Here is a 13,775-nt window from a genome sequence, read left to right on the forward strand (position 1 = left end):
CTCTACACCTCCACGTCATGCGGTTCGTAATCTTTTCTAAGCGGATGACCTACCCAGTCATCCGGAAGCATTATGCGTGTTAAGTTCGGATGACCTTCAAAATGGATTCCTAAAAGATCATACGTTTCACGCTCAGGCCAGTTTGCGCCTGCCCATAACGGGGTAATAGAGTGGGTAACGGCACTATTTCTGTCTATTTTTACTTTTAATGCAACGGACTGGCGATTTACATACGAATATAAATGGTTATATACTTCAAAATGCGTTTCAAAATCTGTTCCATGCATTTCAGACAAATAATCAAAACGAAGCTGATCGTTGTGTTTTAAAAACTCAGCGACTTTGTAATAGGTATCGGGTTTCGCGACTAATGTCGGCACGTCTTTTGAGAGTCTGTTGATATAAGCATCTTCTAACGTCTCTTCTCCTAAGTGCTCTTTGATGACTTTTATGTAGGTATCGAGGATCGGCTGATTTGGTGAAGGTTTTTCTTCTTCTGCTGGTTCTGCTGCAGCACCTTTTGCGTTAGCTGCGGCACGCGCTTTTGCAGCGGCTGCAGCCTTTGCTTTCGCGGCTGCGATGGCTTTTGCTTTTTCATCGTCACCCGCTGGAGCTTCTACGCCCGCTTCTCTTGATGCTTTTGCTTTCGCGGCTGCGGCTGCTTTCGCCTTTGCAGCTGCAGCGGCCTTTGCTTTTGCTGCTGCTTTTGCCTTTTCGTCGTCGGATGCTGGTTCGGTTGCTGCGTCTCCGCCTGTTTCTCTTGCGAGTTTTGCCTTCACGGCAGCGGCTGCTTTCGCTTTAGCTGCGGCGGCAGCCTTTGCTTTTGCTGCTGCTTTCGCCTTTTCGTCGTCACCAGCTGGTTCATTTGATTCAGTAGAATCTTGAGCTTTTTCAGCTTGACGCTGTTTCGCGAGTTCCAGCGCTTTCGCCTTTGCTTCTGCAGCAGCCTTCTTTTTTAGCTCTTCTTTTGTTAATTCTGGTTCAGCAGCTGGTTCGGAGGCTTCTGCCGCTTTTGCTTTTTCTGCCTGTCTCCGTTTCGCAAGTTCAAGCGCTTTCGCCTTCGCTTCTGCGGCTGCCTTCTTTTTAAGCTCTTCTTTTGTTAATTCTGGTTCTGCCGCGGGTTCGGACGCTTCCGCCGCTTCCGCCGCTTTCGCCTTTTCTGCCTGACGCTGCTTCGCAAGTTCAAGTGCCTTCGCCTTTGCTTCAGCAGCAGCTTTCTTTTTCAACTCTTCTTTTGTTAATTCTGGATATGCCACGGGTTCCGTTGCTTCTTCCGCTTTTGCTTTTTCCGCCTGGCGCTGCTTCGCGAGTTCAAGCGCCTTTGCCTTTGCTTCAGCAGCAGCCTTTTTCTTCTGCTCTTCTATGGATAAACCTTCATTGGATTCGTTATGTTCTTTTGTCATTCGCTCATCACCTTCTTGCCGGTCTTCGCTTCATAACGGATTTTTTCCTGAAGCTTGTTGATGCCGTAAATCAGCGCTGCTGGATTTGGCGGGCAGCCAGGTATGTACACGTCGACAGGGACGATCTGATCGACCCCTTTTACAACGGCATATGATTTGATATATGGACCGCCTGCGGTTGCACATGAACCCATCGCTATGACCCACTTCGGCTCAGGCATCTGCTCATACAACCTTTTTAATACAGGCGCCATTTTTTTAGTAACCGTTCCTGAAACGATCATGACATCTGACTGCCGAGGAGACGTTCGAAAGATACTCCCAAATCGGTCTAAGTCATAATGCGAGGAGCCGGTTCCCATCATTTCGATCGCACAGCACGCGAGTCCGAATGTCAGAGGCCAAAGCGAGTTGCTTCGTGCCCATGCTTTTACTTGTTCGAGTGTTACCATAAAGACGTTGCGTTCCAGTTCTGAACGTTCTTCAGCCGTAAGCTCCCATTTTATGTCCATTTAAGCACCTTCTTTTTCCAAGCGTATACGAGACCTAACGTTAAAAGAACAACGAAAATTCCCATTTCAATCAGGGCAAAAACGCCTAGCTCTTCATAAGCCACTGCCCATGGATATAAAAACACCGTTTCAACATCAAAAATAACGAACATAAGTGCAAACAAATAATAGCGGACATTGTACTGAACCCAGCTTTGGTGAAAAGGTTCGATCCCGCTTTCGTAAGTGGTGTATTTTTCTGCCGACGGCTTATAAGGACGCAGAATACGACCCGCTGTCAAAGCGACAACCGGCAAAAGGATCCCTAAAAAAAGAAATACAGCCACGATGAGGTAATTGTTCTGATATAAATTGTAAAAATCCATTCTGACTACCCCCATAAAAACTCAGAATTTTTCAAATTATGTAACCGCTTCAATTATAACAAATTCCATTTTTTGTGTCGATGATACCTTTTGTGACATGCTTATGAACTATAAAAATGTTGTATTCTTATTTTTCTATAGAAATGTTCATAATCCTGTAAATTTTCACATGTGATTATCAGGAAGTTAGGAGTATGATAAAAGTGAAAAGAGGAGGAGATGTATTTATGGACTTTTGGTGGATTGCTTATTTCTTAATTGTTGTCATTTCAGTAGCAGGGTTAGTAGGAACAATCATGATCTCCAGAACGCAGGATGAAAAATACGGAAGTTCAACAAAACAAAATCTCTTTCGTTTAACTGCGATTTACGCTGTGCTGATTCTTGTCTCATTAATAGCACTCGCGCTTTACGTTTTCATTTAATAAAATGCCTAAAAAGAGGAAGTGATCTCTACTTGAAAAAAGAGACCGAACTGCTTTGGGCTAGTGAAAAGTATTCTGTAATGGCCAAGGGCTATAACCTTTATAAAGATATTCAGGGTAAAATGAGAGAAGCACAATTTACAGAAGAATATGTTGAGATTCAAAAGTTGATCTTCGATTATAAACAAAAACCTTACGATAAAAAAGCACTCATCAATACATTGGAACATGTTTGGGGTTATTTTAAAAAAGTGGCTGAAACCGACGATAAAAAGCACTTTTTTTCACTGCTGGATGAGCTAAAGGATAGCGAGAATGGAGTTTTTGAAGAGACTCCTTATGAAATTCAGCTGTACTTGCAATATTTGCTTCAAAAATACCCATCTGACTACTTAAAACAATCTACTTTTATAAAAAAATGAGGATGCTGTCCAACTTTTGCGGGCAGCATCCTTTTATTTGGTTAAAAATCGGGGATTCCAGTGAGTTCGCTACGCACTTCGTGAATACCTCACTAGGTATATGAGGTATTAATTCCACGGTAAACCGAAATAATTCCACGGTAAATGCATTTTATTACAGGGTAAATGGAATTAATTCCACGGTAATGAAATATTTAAACGAATTTCGACAAAAGGTGACCAACCCCTGCACACATATACCCCCATCCCACCAACAAAAAAGCTATCCCGGACCAATACGGGATTGCTCATCTCAACGTTATTCATTAACCGGTTCAACCGACAATCTCAGCTGCTCTTCAAATTCGGCTGCGTAATCACGCTTCTGTTCGTCATCCCAGCCCAATTTATCGGCCATGCAGCTGATGACGTTTTCCTTCCATTTGTACACCGTATCGATGTCAAAGTATAGAGCAGAAATTCGGCGGATCAAGAAATCGGATGGAGTCGAAGCCATCTCGTATTCCTGCGCGTACAGAAGGGATGCGTAAAGGCTCTTCGGCAAGTTATATTTCTTCGCTTCCTCACCGCGCTCTTTCATAAATCCGTAAACAACATCAATATTCGTTCCGTAACGCTGAACAAGCTCACTAGCTTTCGTTTCATCAAGCCCTAATCCAAGACCTTCCTGCACTTTCATACGTAAAAAGTCTCCGAAGTTTTCGCTGCCGCCCATTTTTCCGCCTGACAGTTCCAAATGCTGTGTTCTGCAGTCTGGGAACTTCGCATCTTCTTCCTCTGCCAGCTGGTCACGAACGATATCGACTACTTTTTCCGCCATTTTGCGGTAGCCGGTAAGCTTTCCGCCGGCGATCGTCAATAGACCAGACGGAGAGTGAAAGACTTCATCTTTTCTCGAAATTTCAGATGGACCTTTCTTCGGTTCATGAATCAGCGGACGAAGCCCTGACCATGAGGACTCGACATCATCTCGGGTAACCTTCACTTCCGGGAACATAAAGGAGATCGTGTTCAGGACATAGTTCAGATCTTCTTCAGTCATGCCTGGGTTTGCGAGGTCTCCTTTATAGTCTGTATCCGTTGTTCCCACATACGTTTTGCCCGCTCTCGGAATCGCGAACACCATTCGACCGTCTTCTGTGTCGTAATAAACAGCCTGTTTGAGCGGGAACTTCGACTGATCGATAACGAGGTGGATTCCTTTTGTATGGTGGATCTCTTTTCCTGTTTTCGACCGGTCTTCTTCGCGGAGCTCATCAACCCAAGGACCAGTTGCGTTCACAATCTTTTTCGCATAAATCTCATGAACTTCACCTGTCAGTTGATCTTCGACTTTTACCCCGACTGCTTTTTTCCCATTGTATATAAAACTTGTCACTTTCGAATAGTTAACAGCTGATGCACCTCGGGCAACTGCTTCCTTCATGATCTCAAGAGTCAGACGGGCGTCATCCGTTTTGTATTCCACATAGTACCCGCCGCCTTGTAGCCCACTCTTTTTCAAAAGTGGTTCGTGTTTCAATGTTTCTGAGGCTGATAGCATTTTTCTGCGTTCTTGTTTCTTTACGCCTGCTAAAAAGTCATACACTTTTAAACCGATCGATGTCGAGAATTTACCGAACGTTCCATTTTTATAGATCGGCAGAAGCATCCATTCTGGTGTTGTTACATGTGGTGCGTTCTCGTAAACGATTGCGCGCTCTTTCCCGACTTCAGCAACTAGCTTCACTTCGAACTGTTTTAAATAGCGCAGTCCGCCGTGAACGAGTTTCGTAGAACGACTCGAAGTTCCTGCTGCAAAATCCTGCATTTCAACGAGCCCGACCTTCATTCCGCGCGTCTGGGCATCAAGCAGAATACCTGCTCCTGTAACACCGCCGCCTATTACAAGCAAATCGAGCTTTTGTTTTTTCATATTATCGATGATTGTTTCTCTATTATAGGTTGAAAATGCTGCTGTCATTTTCCTCTCACTCCTTCTGTTAGAACCGTCGGACACATAAAAGCTATGGGTAGTTTTCCCGTTAATTAGCGCTGCAACACGCAGATTTTACGTTTAGTGCGCTTTCATTACGCAAAAAAAGACCACAAGAACCCCGCAACTGTTTACGAGGTTTTGTGGTCTCTCCTGATCTCCAACCGGTTCAATATCAACTTGGTTTTAGTATAACGCAAATTTAAACTTTTTCAAGGGTTAAGCTTTAGGTTTATAAGCAATCGTTGCTTCAACAGCTTTTTTCCAGCCGCCATAAAGTTCGTCGCGTTCTTCTTCTTTCATGTTTACGTCGAAATCTTTGTCCACTTTCCACTTTTCTGCGATTTCTTGGCGGTCACTCCAGAAACCTACTGCAAGACCAGCAAGGTAAGCCGCTCCAAGTGCCGTCGTCTCATTAATTTTTGGACGTTCAACCGGAACATTTAGAATATCACTTTGGAATTGCATTAAGAAATTATTCTTAACTGCTCCGCCATCAACACGCAGCTTTTTCAGCTCGATCCCAGAGTCTGCTTCCATCGCAGTGAGTACGTCTCTCGTCTGATAAGCGAGTGATTCAAGCGTTGCACGGATAAAGTGCTCTTTCTCTGTACCACGCGTCAATCCGAAGATCGCCCCACGTGCTTCAGAATCCCAGTAAGGTGTACCAAGTCCTACGAAGGCTGGCACCACATATACACCGTCAGTTGACGAAACACGATCTGCATATTTTTCACTGTCTGCTGCATCTTTTAGCATGCGCAATCCATCACGAAGCCATTGAATCGCAGATCCTGCCACAAAAATACTACCTTCTAGAGCGTATTCTACTTTACCATCGATGCCCCAAGCGATTGTTGTAAGAAGTCCATGTTCTGACGGAACTGCCTTTTCGCCGGTGTTCATGAGCATGAAACATCCAGTACCATACGTGTTTTTCGCCATTCCTTTTTCATAGCACGCTTGTCCGAAAAGTGCAGCCTGCTGGTCACCGGCAATTCCTGCGATCGGAATGTTTTGTCCGAAGAAATGATAATCAATCGTTTCTCCATATACTTCAGAAGAAGATTTTACTTCTGGAAGCATCGATTTTGGAACGCCTAGAATATCGAGCAATTCGTCGTCCCATTTCAAGTCATAGATGTTATACATAAGCGTTCGTGATGCGTTTGAATAATCGGTCACGTGCGATTTACCGCCAGTCAGCTTCCACACAAGCCATGTATCGATCGTTCCGAAAAGAAGATCGCCGTTTTCCGCTTTTTCTCTTGCTCCGTCAACGTTATCAAGAATCCACTTTACTTTTGTTCCAGAAAAATAGGCGTCGATTAAAAGTCCAGTTTTGTCGCGGAACTTGTCATTATGTCCTTGGTTCTTCAGTTCATCACAAATTTCAGCTGTCTGGCGTGATTGCCAAACAATCGCATTGTGAACAGGCTTCCCTGTGTTCTTGTCCCACACAACTGTCGTTTCACGCTGATTCGTGATTCCGATCGCCGCGATCTCAGCAGGATTTGTATCTGTTTTATGAAGAACTTCTGCAACAACCGCTAAAATCGTTCCCCAGATTTCCTGTGCATCATGCTCCACCCAGCCTGGCTTAGGAAAATGCTGTTTAAATTCCTTTTGAGAGATTTCAACGATTTCTCCAGCTTGATCGAATAGAATAGCTCTTGAACTTGTTGTTCCTTGGTCGAGTGCGATAATATATTTTTTTGCCATTTCAAAAACCCTCCCGAGTATCTTATTTGTATTTTAGTTTTCAATTTTATTTCCGTGCGGTATTGCATGTGTGCCTTTTTGTCCTAACATGAACGTAATTGCCAATACTCCTGCACATACCGCTGTCCAAATCCAAAATAGCGACGTTACTTTGCCAGTGAAAACAGCTTGATAGAACAACGCTCCGAATACCCCTCCAAGTACTGGACCTACAACTGGAATCCATGAATACGTCCAGTTTGAACCGCCTTTTCCTGGAATTGGCAAAATCGCGTGTGCAATTCTTGGTCCTAAGTCACGTGCAGGGTTGATCGCGTAGCCAGTCGTACCACCGAGTGATAAGCCGATTGCGACAATCAGGAATCCGACGATCAGCGGATTTAGTCCTTCTGAAAATTTATTCGCTCCGATCGATAATAATCCTACAAGCAAAACAGCTGTTCCGATAAATTCTGAAAGCAAGTTCGAGAAAGTGTGCGGGATCGCAGGGTCAGTTGAGAAAACTCCGAGCTTTACCGCTTTATCCTCAGTCGCTTTCCAATGCGGCAGGAAGTGGAAGTACACAACGATTCCACCAAGCATTCCGCCGATTACCTGAGCGACGATGTACATTGGGACATCGCTCCAGGCAAATTCACCGATTGCAGCAAGTCCGAGTGTTACAGCCGGATTAATGTGCGCACCGCTGAAACCTCCGACCGCGTAAACCGCTACTGATACGGCAAGTCCCCAAGCTAGTGCAACGACTATCCAACCGCCGCCTTGTGCCTTGGATTTATTCAAGGAAACGTTTGCAACAACACCCCCTCCAAAAATAATGAGGATCATCGTACCGATTAATTCTCCCATAAATGTTGACATCATTTTTCCTCCTTTATGCTTACTGACAAGATGATTTTGTATAATTGCTTTTTTGAACCGTGATGGAAGCAAACAAAAAAGACCCAGCAAAAGATACCTATAGTTTTGCTATAAGTTACCCTTTGTGGATCTCCATGTTCTCCGTCACGTTTATGAACTTGTCTCTATTATAGCAAGGATGTAAACGTTGTCAAACGTTATTCAAGAAAAATATTAGATCCACAATTCTGGATTAGAGGTCGTTACTGCTTCCGCTCCTGCACTAAGGGCTTGCAAGACATTTTCTTTCGTACGGATAAGCCCGCCAGCAATTATTGGTATTTGCGCTTGCTCTCTCACTTCTTTAATTATTTCCGGCATGATGCCCGGCAAAACCTCTAAATAGTCTGGCTGAGCACGTTCGATTACTTTATAGCTTGTTTCAAGTGCTAATGAATCTAATAAAAATAAGCGCTGGACAGCGATCATGTTCCTTTTTTTCGCTCGAATAATGCAGTTTGAGCGTGTCGATATGATTCCCGACGGTTTCATTTCCTGAGCTAAAAAATCCACGGCATATTCGTTTGCTTTCAAGCCATTGATCAGATCCAGATGGACAAGAACTTTCTTATTCCGCTCATTTGCCATGGCGATCATAAATTTCAGCTGACTAATATGCGTATCTAAACAAACTATGTATGTATATTTGCTTTTAAGCAGCTTCTCAAAATCTTTCATCTTTCTAGCCGCTGGTAGAACTTTTTGACCATGAAAACTCATCGTGCACACTCCTCTTATACTTCTTATCATTTTCATTTCGCGTAATTTTATTGATGTGTAGCCCTTTTTTATATTCTGTGATAATAACACATACGAACTGCCGTGGACGAGCATTTAATGTAGTATGGCTTCTTAAACCCAGCAGCTTTATGCAGAGGAGATGATTATGATTATAAATAAAAAGATAAGACATCAACTCGTTCCTTATAGCAATTTTCCAAATCCTTTTAGAGACGAAGTTGCTGAAAAAGCGGAGTTAGAAGAAGCGGATAGGATTGTAGATGAAAACGGAGAACAGGTCTGGCTAAAAAAGAAAAATGACCTTCCATCGGTGTTCGGAAAATCCTGATTCAGTCCCCCATAATAGTAAATTTTCATTTCAGCCTCCTTTAAAAGAAATGAACGTGATGCAGATATCCCTTCTGATTATTTTCAGAAGGGATATTTTTATTTTCAGGGAGAAAATGAGGTTATTCTACAAAAAAACTAAGTTGGACGTGATGGACTAAACCTAAGATACTTAAATTAGGTGGAGTTTCGGGTTCCGAAACTGTTTTGAGATGATACCTAAAGGGGTATTCAGTCTTGTTCAAGGGGTCGAATCCAGAAAAAAGCCGCATCAATCCAGAAATTTGGGCAGTTTATCCACGAGTTAAAGCCCTCAATCCAAAAGTTTTAGCTGTTTATCCGCGAGTCTACAATCCTCGACATTTTTCGCCGCCTATATACCCGCGTATCCACTTATTCCCGCAATATTTACTGCTGATACCCTACTCTCTCCCATCACATTAAAGAACAACAAAAAAAGCCCCCAGCTCCATAAAAGAGCTGGAAGGCTTGAAAAATTAACGCTTTGCTGCAATGTCGATACGGTTGATTGCACGTTTTAGTGCAAATTCCGCACGAGTTGCATCTACGTTATCTTGCTTGTTGCCTGCAAGACGCTTCTCGGCACGTTCTTTCGCTGCACGTGCGCGATCCACTTCGATGTCGCCAGCAACTTCAGCAGCTTCTGCTAAAATTGTGACTTTTTCAGGTCGCACTTCAATAAATCCACCGCTAACGGCCACGTATTGTGTTTTCCCATCAACGTCGTGAACACGCACGGCGCTGATCGTTAAAGGAGCTACAAGCGGGATATGGCCTGGAAGAACTCCAAGCTCCCCGCTTTTTGCTTTCGCGCTGACCATTTTCGCATTTCCTTCAAACACAGGACCATCAGGGGTTACTACGCTGACTTGAATGGTTTTCATCCAATCTTACCCCTTTCAGGCATTAGGCCAAAGTTTTTGCTTTTTCAATAGCATCCTCAATAGAGCCTACGAGATGGAACGCTGATTCCGGAAGATCATCGTATTTTCCTTCAAGGATTTCTTTGAATCCACGAACTGTTTCTTTAACAGGAACGTATGAACCTTTTTGTCCTGTAAATTGTTCTGCAACGTGGAAGTTTTGAGATAAGAAGAACTGGATACGACGCGCACGGTGTACAACTAGCTTGTCATCTTCAGAAAGCTCGTCCATACCAAGGATCGCGATGATATCTTGAAGTTCTTTATAACGCTGTAAAGTCGCCTGAACTTTACGCGCTACTTCGTAATGCTCTTCTCCAACGATCTCAGGAGAAAGTGCACGAGAAGTTGAAGCTAGTGGATCTACCGCTGGATAGATACCCATAGCTGTTAGTTTACGCTCAAGGTTTGTTGTTGCATCTAAGTGAGCAAACGCTGTAGCTGGAGCCGGATCCGTATAGTCATCGGCAGGTACATAGATCGCTTGGATAGATGTTACAGAACCTTTTTTCGTAGATGTGATACGCTCTTGAAGCTGACCCATCTCAGTAGCAAGAGTTGGCTGGTAACCTACCGCTGATGGCATACGGCCAAGAAGGGCAGATACTTCAGAACCTGCTTGCGTGAAACGGAAAATGTTATCTACGAAGAAAAGAACGTCTTGTCCTTGCTCATCACGGAAGAATTCAGCCATTGTCAAACCAGAAAGAGCGATACGTGCACGTGCTCCTGGCGGCTCGTTCATTTGTCCGAATACCATTGCCGTTTTCTTGATAACACCAGAGTCGCTCATCTCGTGGTAAAGGTCATTACCTTCACGAGTACGCTCACCAACACCTGCGAATACGGAGATACCGCCGTGCTCTTGTGCGATGTTGTTGATTAGCTCCTGGATAAGAACTGTTTTACCTACACCCGCACCACCGAAAAGACCGATTTTTCCACCTTTTACGTATGGAGCGATAAGGTCAACTACCTTGATTCCTGTTTCAAGAATCTCAGTTTTTGTTGTTAATTCTTCAAAAGAAGGTGCTGAACGGTGAATTGGGTCACGGCGAACATCTGCCGGTACTGCCTCACCAAGGTCAATGTGATCACCTGTTACGTTAAATACGCGTCCAAGTGTTGCTTCACCTACTGGTACTGAAATCGGCTTACCTGAGTCAGCGATTTCCATCCCACGAACAAGACCATCCGTTGAATCCATTGCGATTGTACGAACCATGTTATCACCAAGGTGAAGTGCTACTTCTAGTGTTAGATCAACACCCTCAGCGCTAACAGTTAAAGCGTTAAGCAATTCTGGAAGCTGGCCTTCAAACTTTACGTCAACGACCGGTCCAAGAATTTGAGTAATATAGCCTTTATTCATCGGTTTCCCTCCTATCTTACTTTGCACATGATGCACTTCAATCAACTTTAAAAAGTTCTATTCAAGTGCTGCTACACCGCCGACGATTTCCGTAATTTCCTGAGTGATAGCTGCTTGACGCTCACGGTTATATGAAAGTGTCAATTGGCCGATCAGTTCATTAGCGTTATCCGTTGCATTTCTCATCGCAGTCATACGAGAAGCATGCTCGGCTGCTTTCGCATCAAGTAAAGCACCATAAATCAAGCTCTCTGCATATTGAGGAAGAAGTACTTCAAGGATCTCATCCTCTGAAGGTTCGTACTCATAAGAAGATTTTGATTTAGTTTCAGCGATATCAGTTAACGGAAGAAGCTTCTTCTCCGTCAGATCGCTCTGAATGGCACTTACAAAATGGTTGTAATACATGTAAAGCTCATCAAACGTACCGTCTGCATAAAGGCTGACTGCCTTTGATGCGATCGCCTTAATTTCAGCAAAGGATGGCTGGTCTGCCACACCTGTGATGCTGTCTAATATAGACATCTTACGGCTTTTGAAAAAGTTTACACCGACTTTACCGATGACGATCAATGCGTACTCATCAGGTGACTTGTGACGCTGTTGGATCGTGCGGTAAACGTGACGTAAAACATTTGAGTTATAAGCTCCTGCCAATCCACGGTCAGCTGTAACGACGAAGTAACCTGTCTTCTTCACTGGACGTGTTAAAAGCATGGAATGTTTCGCGTTGCTTCCAGACGCAATGCTTCCAACCACTTCTTGGATTTTATCCACGTAAGGGCCGAAAGATTTTGCATTCTGCTCAGCACGGTTTAGCTTTGCAGCTGAAACCATCTCCATCGCTTTCGTGATTTGCATCGTCTTTTTAGTAGAATCTATTCTAGCTTTAATGTCTCTTAATGCCATTCATTTCACCACCTTTATAGCGGAGGTTTAAAATTCCGGTTAACATTCCTGTCGGATTTCTTCGTTGACTTGTTTCTCCGGTTCTCATTTAGCCAACTAAACTCCGATCCTCGAAACTGCGTCGCCTCGAACTCCTCCGCCCTGTTAATCCTCATTTTAAACAAACCTTTTTAGTAAGCTGGTTGCAGGGTGCGAAACGTTTCCGCACCACTGCTTTTAGGTCTTTTATCTATAAAAAATTACGCAAACGTCTTTTTGAATGCTTTGATAGCTTCGTCTAGGCTGTCGTCGCCAGGAAGTTTTCCAGATGTCTTGATTGCATCAAGAACGTCTTTAGAGTTAGCTTCCATGTGTGCGTAAAGGGCTTCTTCAAAGCGGCTTACATCTTCAACAGCTACATCATCGATGTATCCGCGAGTCAATGCATATAGGATTGCAACTTGGTGCTCAACTTTTAGCGGCTTGTGAAGTCCTTGCTTAAGTACTTCTACAGTACGTGCACCACGGTTAAGTTTTGCTTGAGTTGCTTTATCAAGGTCAGAACCGAACTGAGCAAATGCTTCAAGCTCACGGTATGAAGCAAGATCCAGACGAAGTGTACCGGATACTTTACTCATCGCTTTGATCTGTGCTGCTCCCCCTACACGAGAAACGGAGATACCTGCGTTGATCGCCGGACGAACACCGGAGAAGAACAAGTCAGATTGTAAGAAAATCTGTCCGTCTGTGATAGAGATAACGTTTGTTGGAATGTATGCAGATACGTCAGATGCTTGCGTTTCAATGAACGGAAGCGCTGTGATGGAACCGCCACCCAACTCGTCGTTTAACTTCGCTGCACGCTCAAGTAAACGTGAGTGAAGGTAGAAAACGTCCCCTGGATAAGCTTCACGGCCTGGAGGACGGCGAAGTAGCAAGGAAAGCTCACGGTATGCAGCAGCTTGCTTAGAAAGATCATCATAGATAATCAATACGTGCTTGCCAGCCCACATGAATTCTTCAGCCATAGATACTCCAGAGTAAGGAGCAAGGAACAACATTGGTGCAGGTTGAGAAGCAGATGCTGATACAACGATTGTGTAATCAAGCGCTCCGTGTGAACGAAGTGTTTCTACAACGCCCGCAACTGTTGATTCTTTTTGTCCGATCGCTACATAGATACAGATCATATCTTGATCTTTTTGGTTAAGGATCGTATCGATCGCTACAGCTGTTTTACCTGTTTGACGGTCACCGATGATAAGCTCACGCTGTCCGCGTCCGATTGGCACAAGTGCGTCAATCGCTTTAATACCAGTTTGAAGCGGCTCATGTACTGATTTACGAGCCATAACTCCTGGTGCTTTTTGCTCGATTGGGCGAGTCTTAGTAGTAGCAACTGGACCTTTGCCGTCGATAGGCTGTCCAAGAGGGTTAACTACACGACCAAGAAGCTCTTCACCTACAGGAACTTCCATGATGCGTCCTGTACGTTTTACTTCGTCACCTTCACGAATTTCTTGGTAAGGCCCAAGAATGATGATACCTACGTTGTTTTCTTCAAGGTTTTGGGCCATACCCATTACACCGTTAGAAAATTCAACTAGCTCACCAGCCATTACGTTATCTAATCCATGGGCACGGGCAATACCGTCACCGACCTGGATAACTGTACCCACATCATTTACTTCGATCTCAGATTGATAGTTTTCAATCTGCTTTTTTATTAAAGCACTGATTTCTTCAGCTTTAATGCTCATGAATTTCACCCCTATCCTC

General features: G+C 43.9%; 14 protein-coding genes. 3 read left to right on the forward strand and 11 right to left on the reverse strand.

Annotated features, from left to right (window positions below; all coding sequences use genetic code 11):
* Nucleotides 1-2 precede the first annotated feature (2 nt).
* From UN64_RS05795 to UN64_RS05805, 3 genes are read right to left on the reverse strand one after another with little or no spacing between them, the layout of a single operon-like run.
* Nucleotides 3-1,403 carry an NADH-quinone oxidoreductase subunit C gene (locus UN64_RS05795; RefSeq protein WP_077360581.1) on the reverse strand — a complete coding sequence of 467 codons (1,401 nt, stop codon included), beginning with the start codon at nucleotides 1,401-1,403 and terminating at the stop codon, nucleotides 3-5.
* Nucleotides 1,400-1,915, reverse strand: coding sequence for a NuoB/complex I 20 kDa subunit family protein (locus tag UN64_RS05800; RefSeq protein WP_066293864.1), 516 nt, complete (start codon nucleotides 1,913-1,915; stop codon nucleotides 1,400-1,402). The genes UN64_RS05795 and UN64_RS05800 overlap by 4 nt, the downstream gene beginning before the upstream one ends.
* Nucleotides 1,906-2,280, reverse strand: coding sequence for an NADH-quinone oxidoreductase subunit A (locus UN64_RS05805; protein WP_077360583.1), 375 nt, complete (start codon nucleotides 2,278-2,280; stop codon nucleotides 1,906-1,908). Before UN64_RS05805 ends, UN64_RS05800 begins: the two co-directional genes overlap by 10 nt.
* 227 nt (nucleotides 2,281-2,507) lie before the next feature.
* Here UN64_RS05805 and UN64_RS05810 point away from each other — a divergent pair, with 227 nt between their 5' ends.
* The gene (locus UN64_RS05810) at nucleotides 2,508-2,705 is read left to right on the forward strand and encodes a hypothetical protein (protein WP_077361165.1); all 198 of its coding nucleotides are present in this window, start codon (nucleotides 2,508-2,510) and stop codon (nucleotides 2,703-2,705) included.
* Nucleotides 2,706-2,737: 32 nt separating this feature from the next.
* On the forward strand, nucleotides 2,738-3,127 hold the full coding sequence (locus UN64_RS05815; protein WP_077360585.1) for a DUF1722 domain-containing protein: 390 nt from the start codon (nucleotides 2,738-2,740) through the stop codon (nucleotides 3,125-3,127).
* A gap of 298 nt (nucleotides 3,128-3,425) precedes the next feature.
* Here UN64_RS05815 and UN64_RS05820 read toward each other — a convergent pair whose 3' ends face one another.
* The 4 genes from UN64_RS05820 to UN64_RS05835 form a co-directional block, all read right to left on the reverse strand.
* Nucleotides 3,426-5,090, reverse strand: coding sequence for a glycerol-3-phosphate dehydrogenase/oxidase (locus UN64_RS05820; protein WP_077360587.1), 1,665 nt, complete (start codon nucleotides 5,088-5,090; stop codon nucleotides 3,426-3,428).
* 231 nt (nucleotides 5,091-5,321) lie between these two features.
* The gene (gene glpK / locus UN64_RS05825; protein ID WP_077360589.1) at nucleotides 5,322-6,824 is read right to left on the reverse strand and encodes a glycerol kinase GlpK; all 1,503 of its coding nucleotides are present in this window, start codon (nucleotides 6,822-6,824) and stop codon (nucleotides 5,322-5,324) included.
* A gap of 33 nt (nucleotides 6,825-6,857) precedes the next feature.
* A complete protein-coding gene (locus UN64_RS05830; RefSeq protein ID WP_077360591.1) occupies nucleotides 6,858-7,685 on the reverse strand; it encodes an MIP/aquaporin family protein in 828 nt (275 codons plus the stop codon).
* Nucleotides 7,686-7,898: 213 nt separating this feature from the next.
* Complete coding sequence (locus UN64_RS05835; protein ID WP_077360593.1) at nucleotides 7,899-8,444, reverse strand: glycerol-3-phosphate responsive antiterminator; 546 nt, start codon at nucleotides 8,442-8,444, stop codon at nucleotides 7,899-7,901.
* A 166-nt stretch (nucleotides 8,445-8,610) separates the two neighbouring features.
* Between UN64_RS05835 and UN64_RS05840 the strand changes: the two genes are divergently transcribed.
* On the forward strand, nucleotides 8,611-8,793 hold the full coding sequence (locus UN64_RS05840; protein ID WP_077360595.1) for a hypothetical protein: 183 nt from the start codon (nucleotides 8,611-8,613) through the stop codon (nucleotides 8,791-8,793).
* Nucleotides 8,794-9,289: 496 nt separating this feature from the next.
* Here the strand turns inward: UN64_RS05840 and UN64_RS05845 are convergent, their stop codons facing one another.
* The 4 genes from UN64_RS05845 to atpA all read right to left on the reverse strand — a co-directional run bounded on the left by UN64_RS05845 (nucleotide 9,290) and on the right by atpA (nucleotide 13,756).
* A complete protein-coding gene (locus UN64_RS05845) occupies nucleotides 9,290-9,697 on the reverse strand; it encodes a F0F1 ATP synthase subunit epsilon (protein WP_066293883.1) in 408 nt (135 codons plus the stop codon).
* Nucleotides 9,698-9,719: 22 nt separating this feature from the next.
* Nucleotides 9,720-11,108 (reverse strand): F0F1 ATP synthase subunit beta, encoded by a 1,389-nt coding sequence (atpD, locus tag UN64_RS05850; protein ID WP_077360596.1) that lies wholly within the window; start codon nucleotides 11,106-11,108, stop codon nucleotides 9,720-9,722.
* Nucleotides 11,109-11,165: 57 nt separating this feature from the next.
* Nucleotides 11,166-12,017 carry an ATP synthase F1 subunit gamma gene (gene atpG, locus UN64_RS05855; protein WP_077360598.1) on the reverse strand — a complete coding sequence of 284 codons (852 nt, stop codon included), beginning with the start codon at nucleotides 12,015-12,017 and terminating at the stop codon, nucleotides 11,166-11,168.
* Nucleotides 12,018-12,256: 239 nt separating this feature from the next.
* Nucleotides 12,257-13,756 (reverse strand): F0F1 ATP synthase subunit alpha, encoded by a 1,500-nt coding sequence (gene atpA / locus UN64_RS05860; RefSeq protein WP_066293888.1) that lies wholly within the window; start codon nucleotides 13,754-13,756, stop codon nucleotides 12,257-12,259.
* Nucleotides 13,757-13,775 lie beyond the last annotated feature (19 nt).

Source organism: Fictibacillus arsenicus (genome assembly GCF_001999465.1).
Lineage (GTDB): Bacteria > Bacillota > Bacilli > Bacillales > Fictibacillaceae > Fictibacillus > Fictibacillus arsenicus.

What these genes read in the sequence shown, in the direction of transcription:
- UN64_RS05845 (WP_066293883.1), bottom strand. Translation starts at nt 9,697, where the DNA reads ATGAAAACCATTCAAGTCAGCGTAGTAACCCCTGATGGTCCTGTGTTT.
- UN64_RS05795 (WP_077360581.1), bottom strand. Translation starts at nt 1,403, where the DNA reads ATGACAAAAGAACATAACGAATCCAATGAAGGTTTATCCATAGAAGAG.
- UN64_RS05840 (WP_077360595.1), top strand. Translation starts at nt 8,611, where the DNA reads ATGATTATAAATAAAAAGATAAGACATCAACTCGTTCCTTATAGCAAT.
- UN64_RS05810 (WP_077361165.1), top strand. Translation starts at nt 2,508, where the DNA reads ATGGACTTTTGGTGGATTGCTTATTTCTTAATTGTTGTCATTTCAGTA.
- UN64_RS05830 (WP_077360591.1), bottom strand. Translation starts at nt 7,685, where the DNA reads ATGTCAACATTTATGGGAGAATTAATCGGTACGATGATCCTCATTATT.
- UN64_RS05805 (WP_077360583.1), bottom strand. Translation starts at nt 2,280, where the DNA reads ATGGATTTTTACAATTTATATCAGAACAATTACCTCATCGTGGCTGTA.
- atpD (WP_077360596.1), bottom strand. Translation starts at nt 11,108, where the DNA reads ATGAATAAAGGCTATATTACTCAAATTCTTGGACCGGTCGTTGACGTA.
- atpA (WP_066293888.1), bottom strand. Translation starts at nt 13,756, where the DNA reads ATGAGCATTAAAGCTGAAGAAATCAGTGCTTTAATAAAAAAGCAGATT.
- UN64_RS05800 (WP_066293864.1), bottom strand. Translation starts at nt 1,915, where the DNA reads ATGGACATAAAATGGGAGCTTACGGCTGAAGAACGTTCAGAACTGGAA.
- UN64_RS05820 (WP_077360587.1), bottom strand. Translation starts at nt 5,090, where the DNA reads ATGACAGCAGCATTTTCAACCTATAATAGAGAAACAATCATCGATAAT.
- UN64_RS05835 (WP_077360593.1), bottom strand. Translation starts at nt 8,444, where the DNA reads ATGAGTTTTCATGGTCAAAAAGTTCTACCAGCGGCTAGAAAGATGAAA.
- glpK (WP_077360589.1), bottom strand. Translation starts at nt 6,824, where the DNA reads ATGGCAAAAAAATATATTATCGCACTCGACCAAGGAACAACAAGTTCA.
- atpG (WP_077360598.1), bottom strand. Translation starts at nt 12,017, where the DNA reads ATGGCATTAAGAGACATTAAAGCTAGAATAGATTCTACTAAAAAGACG.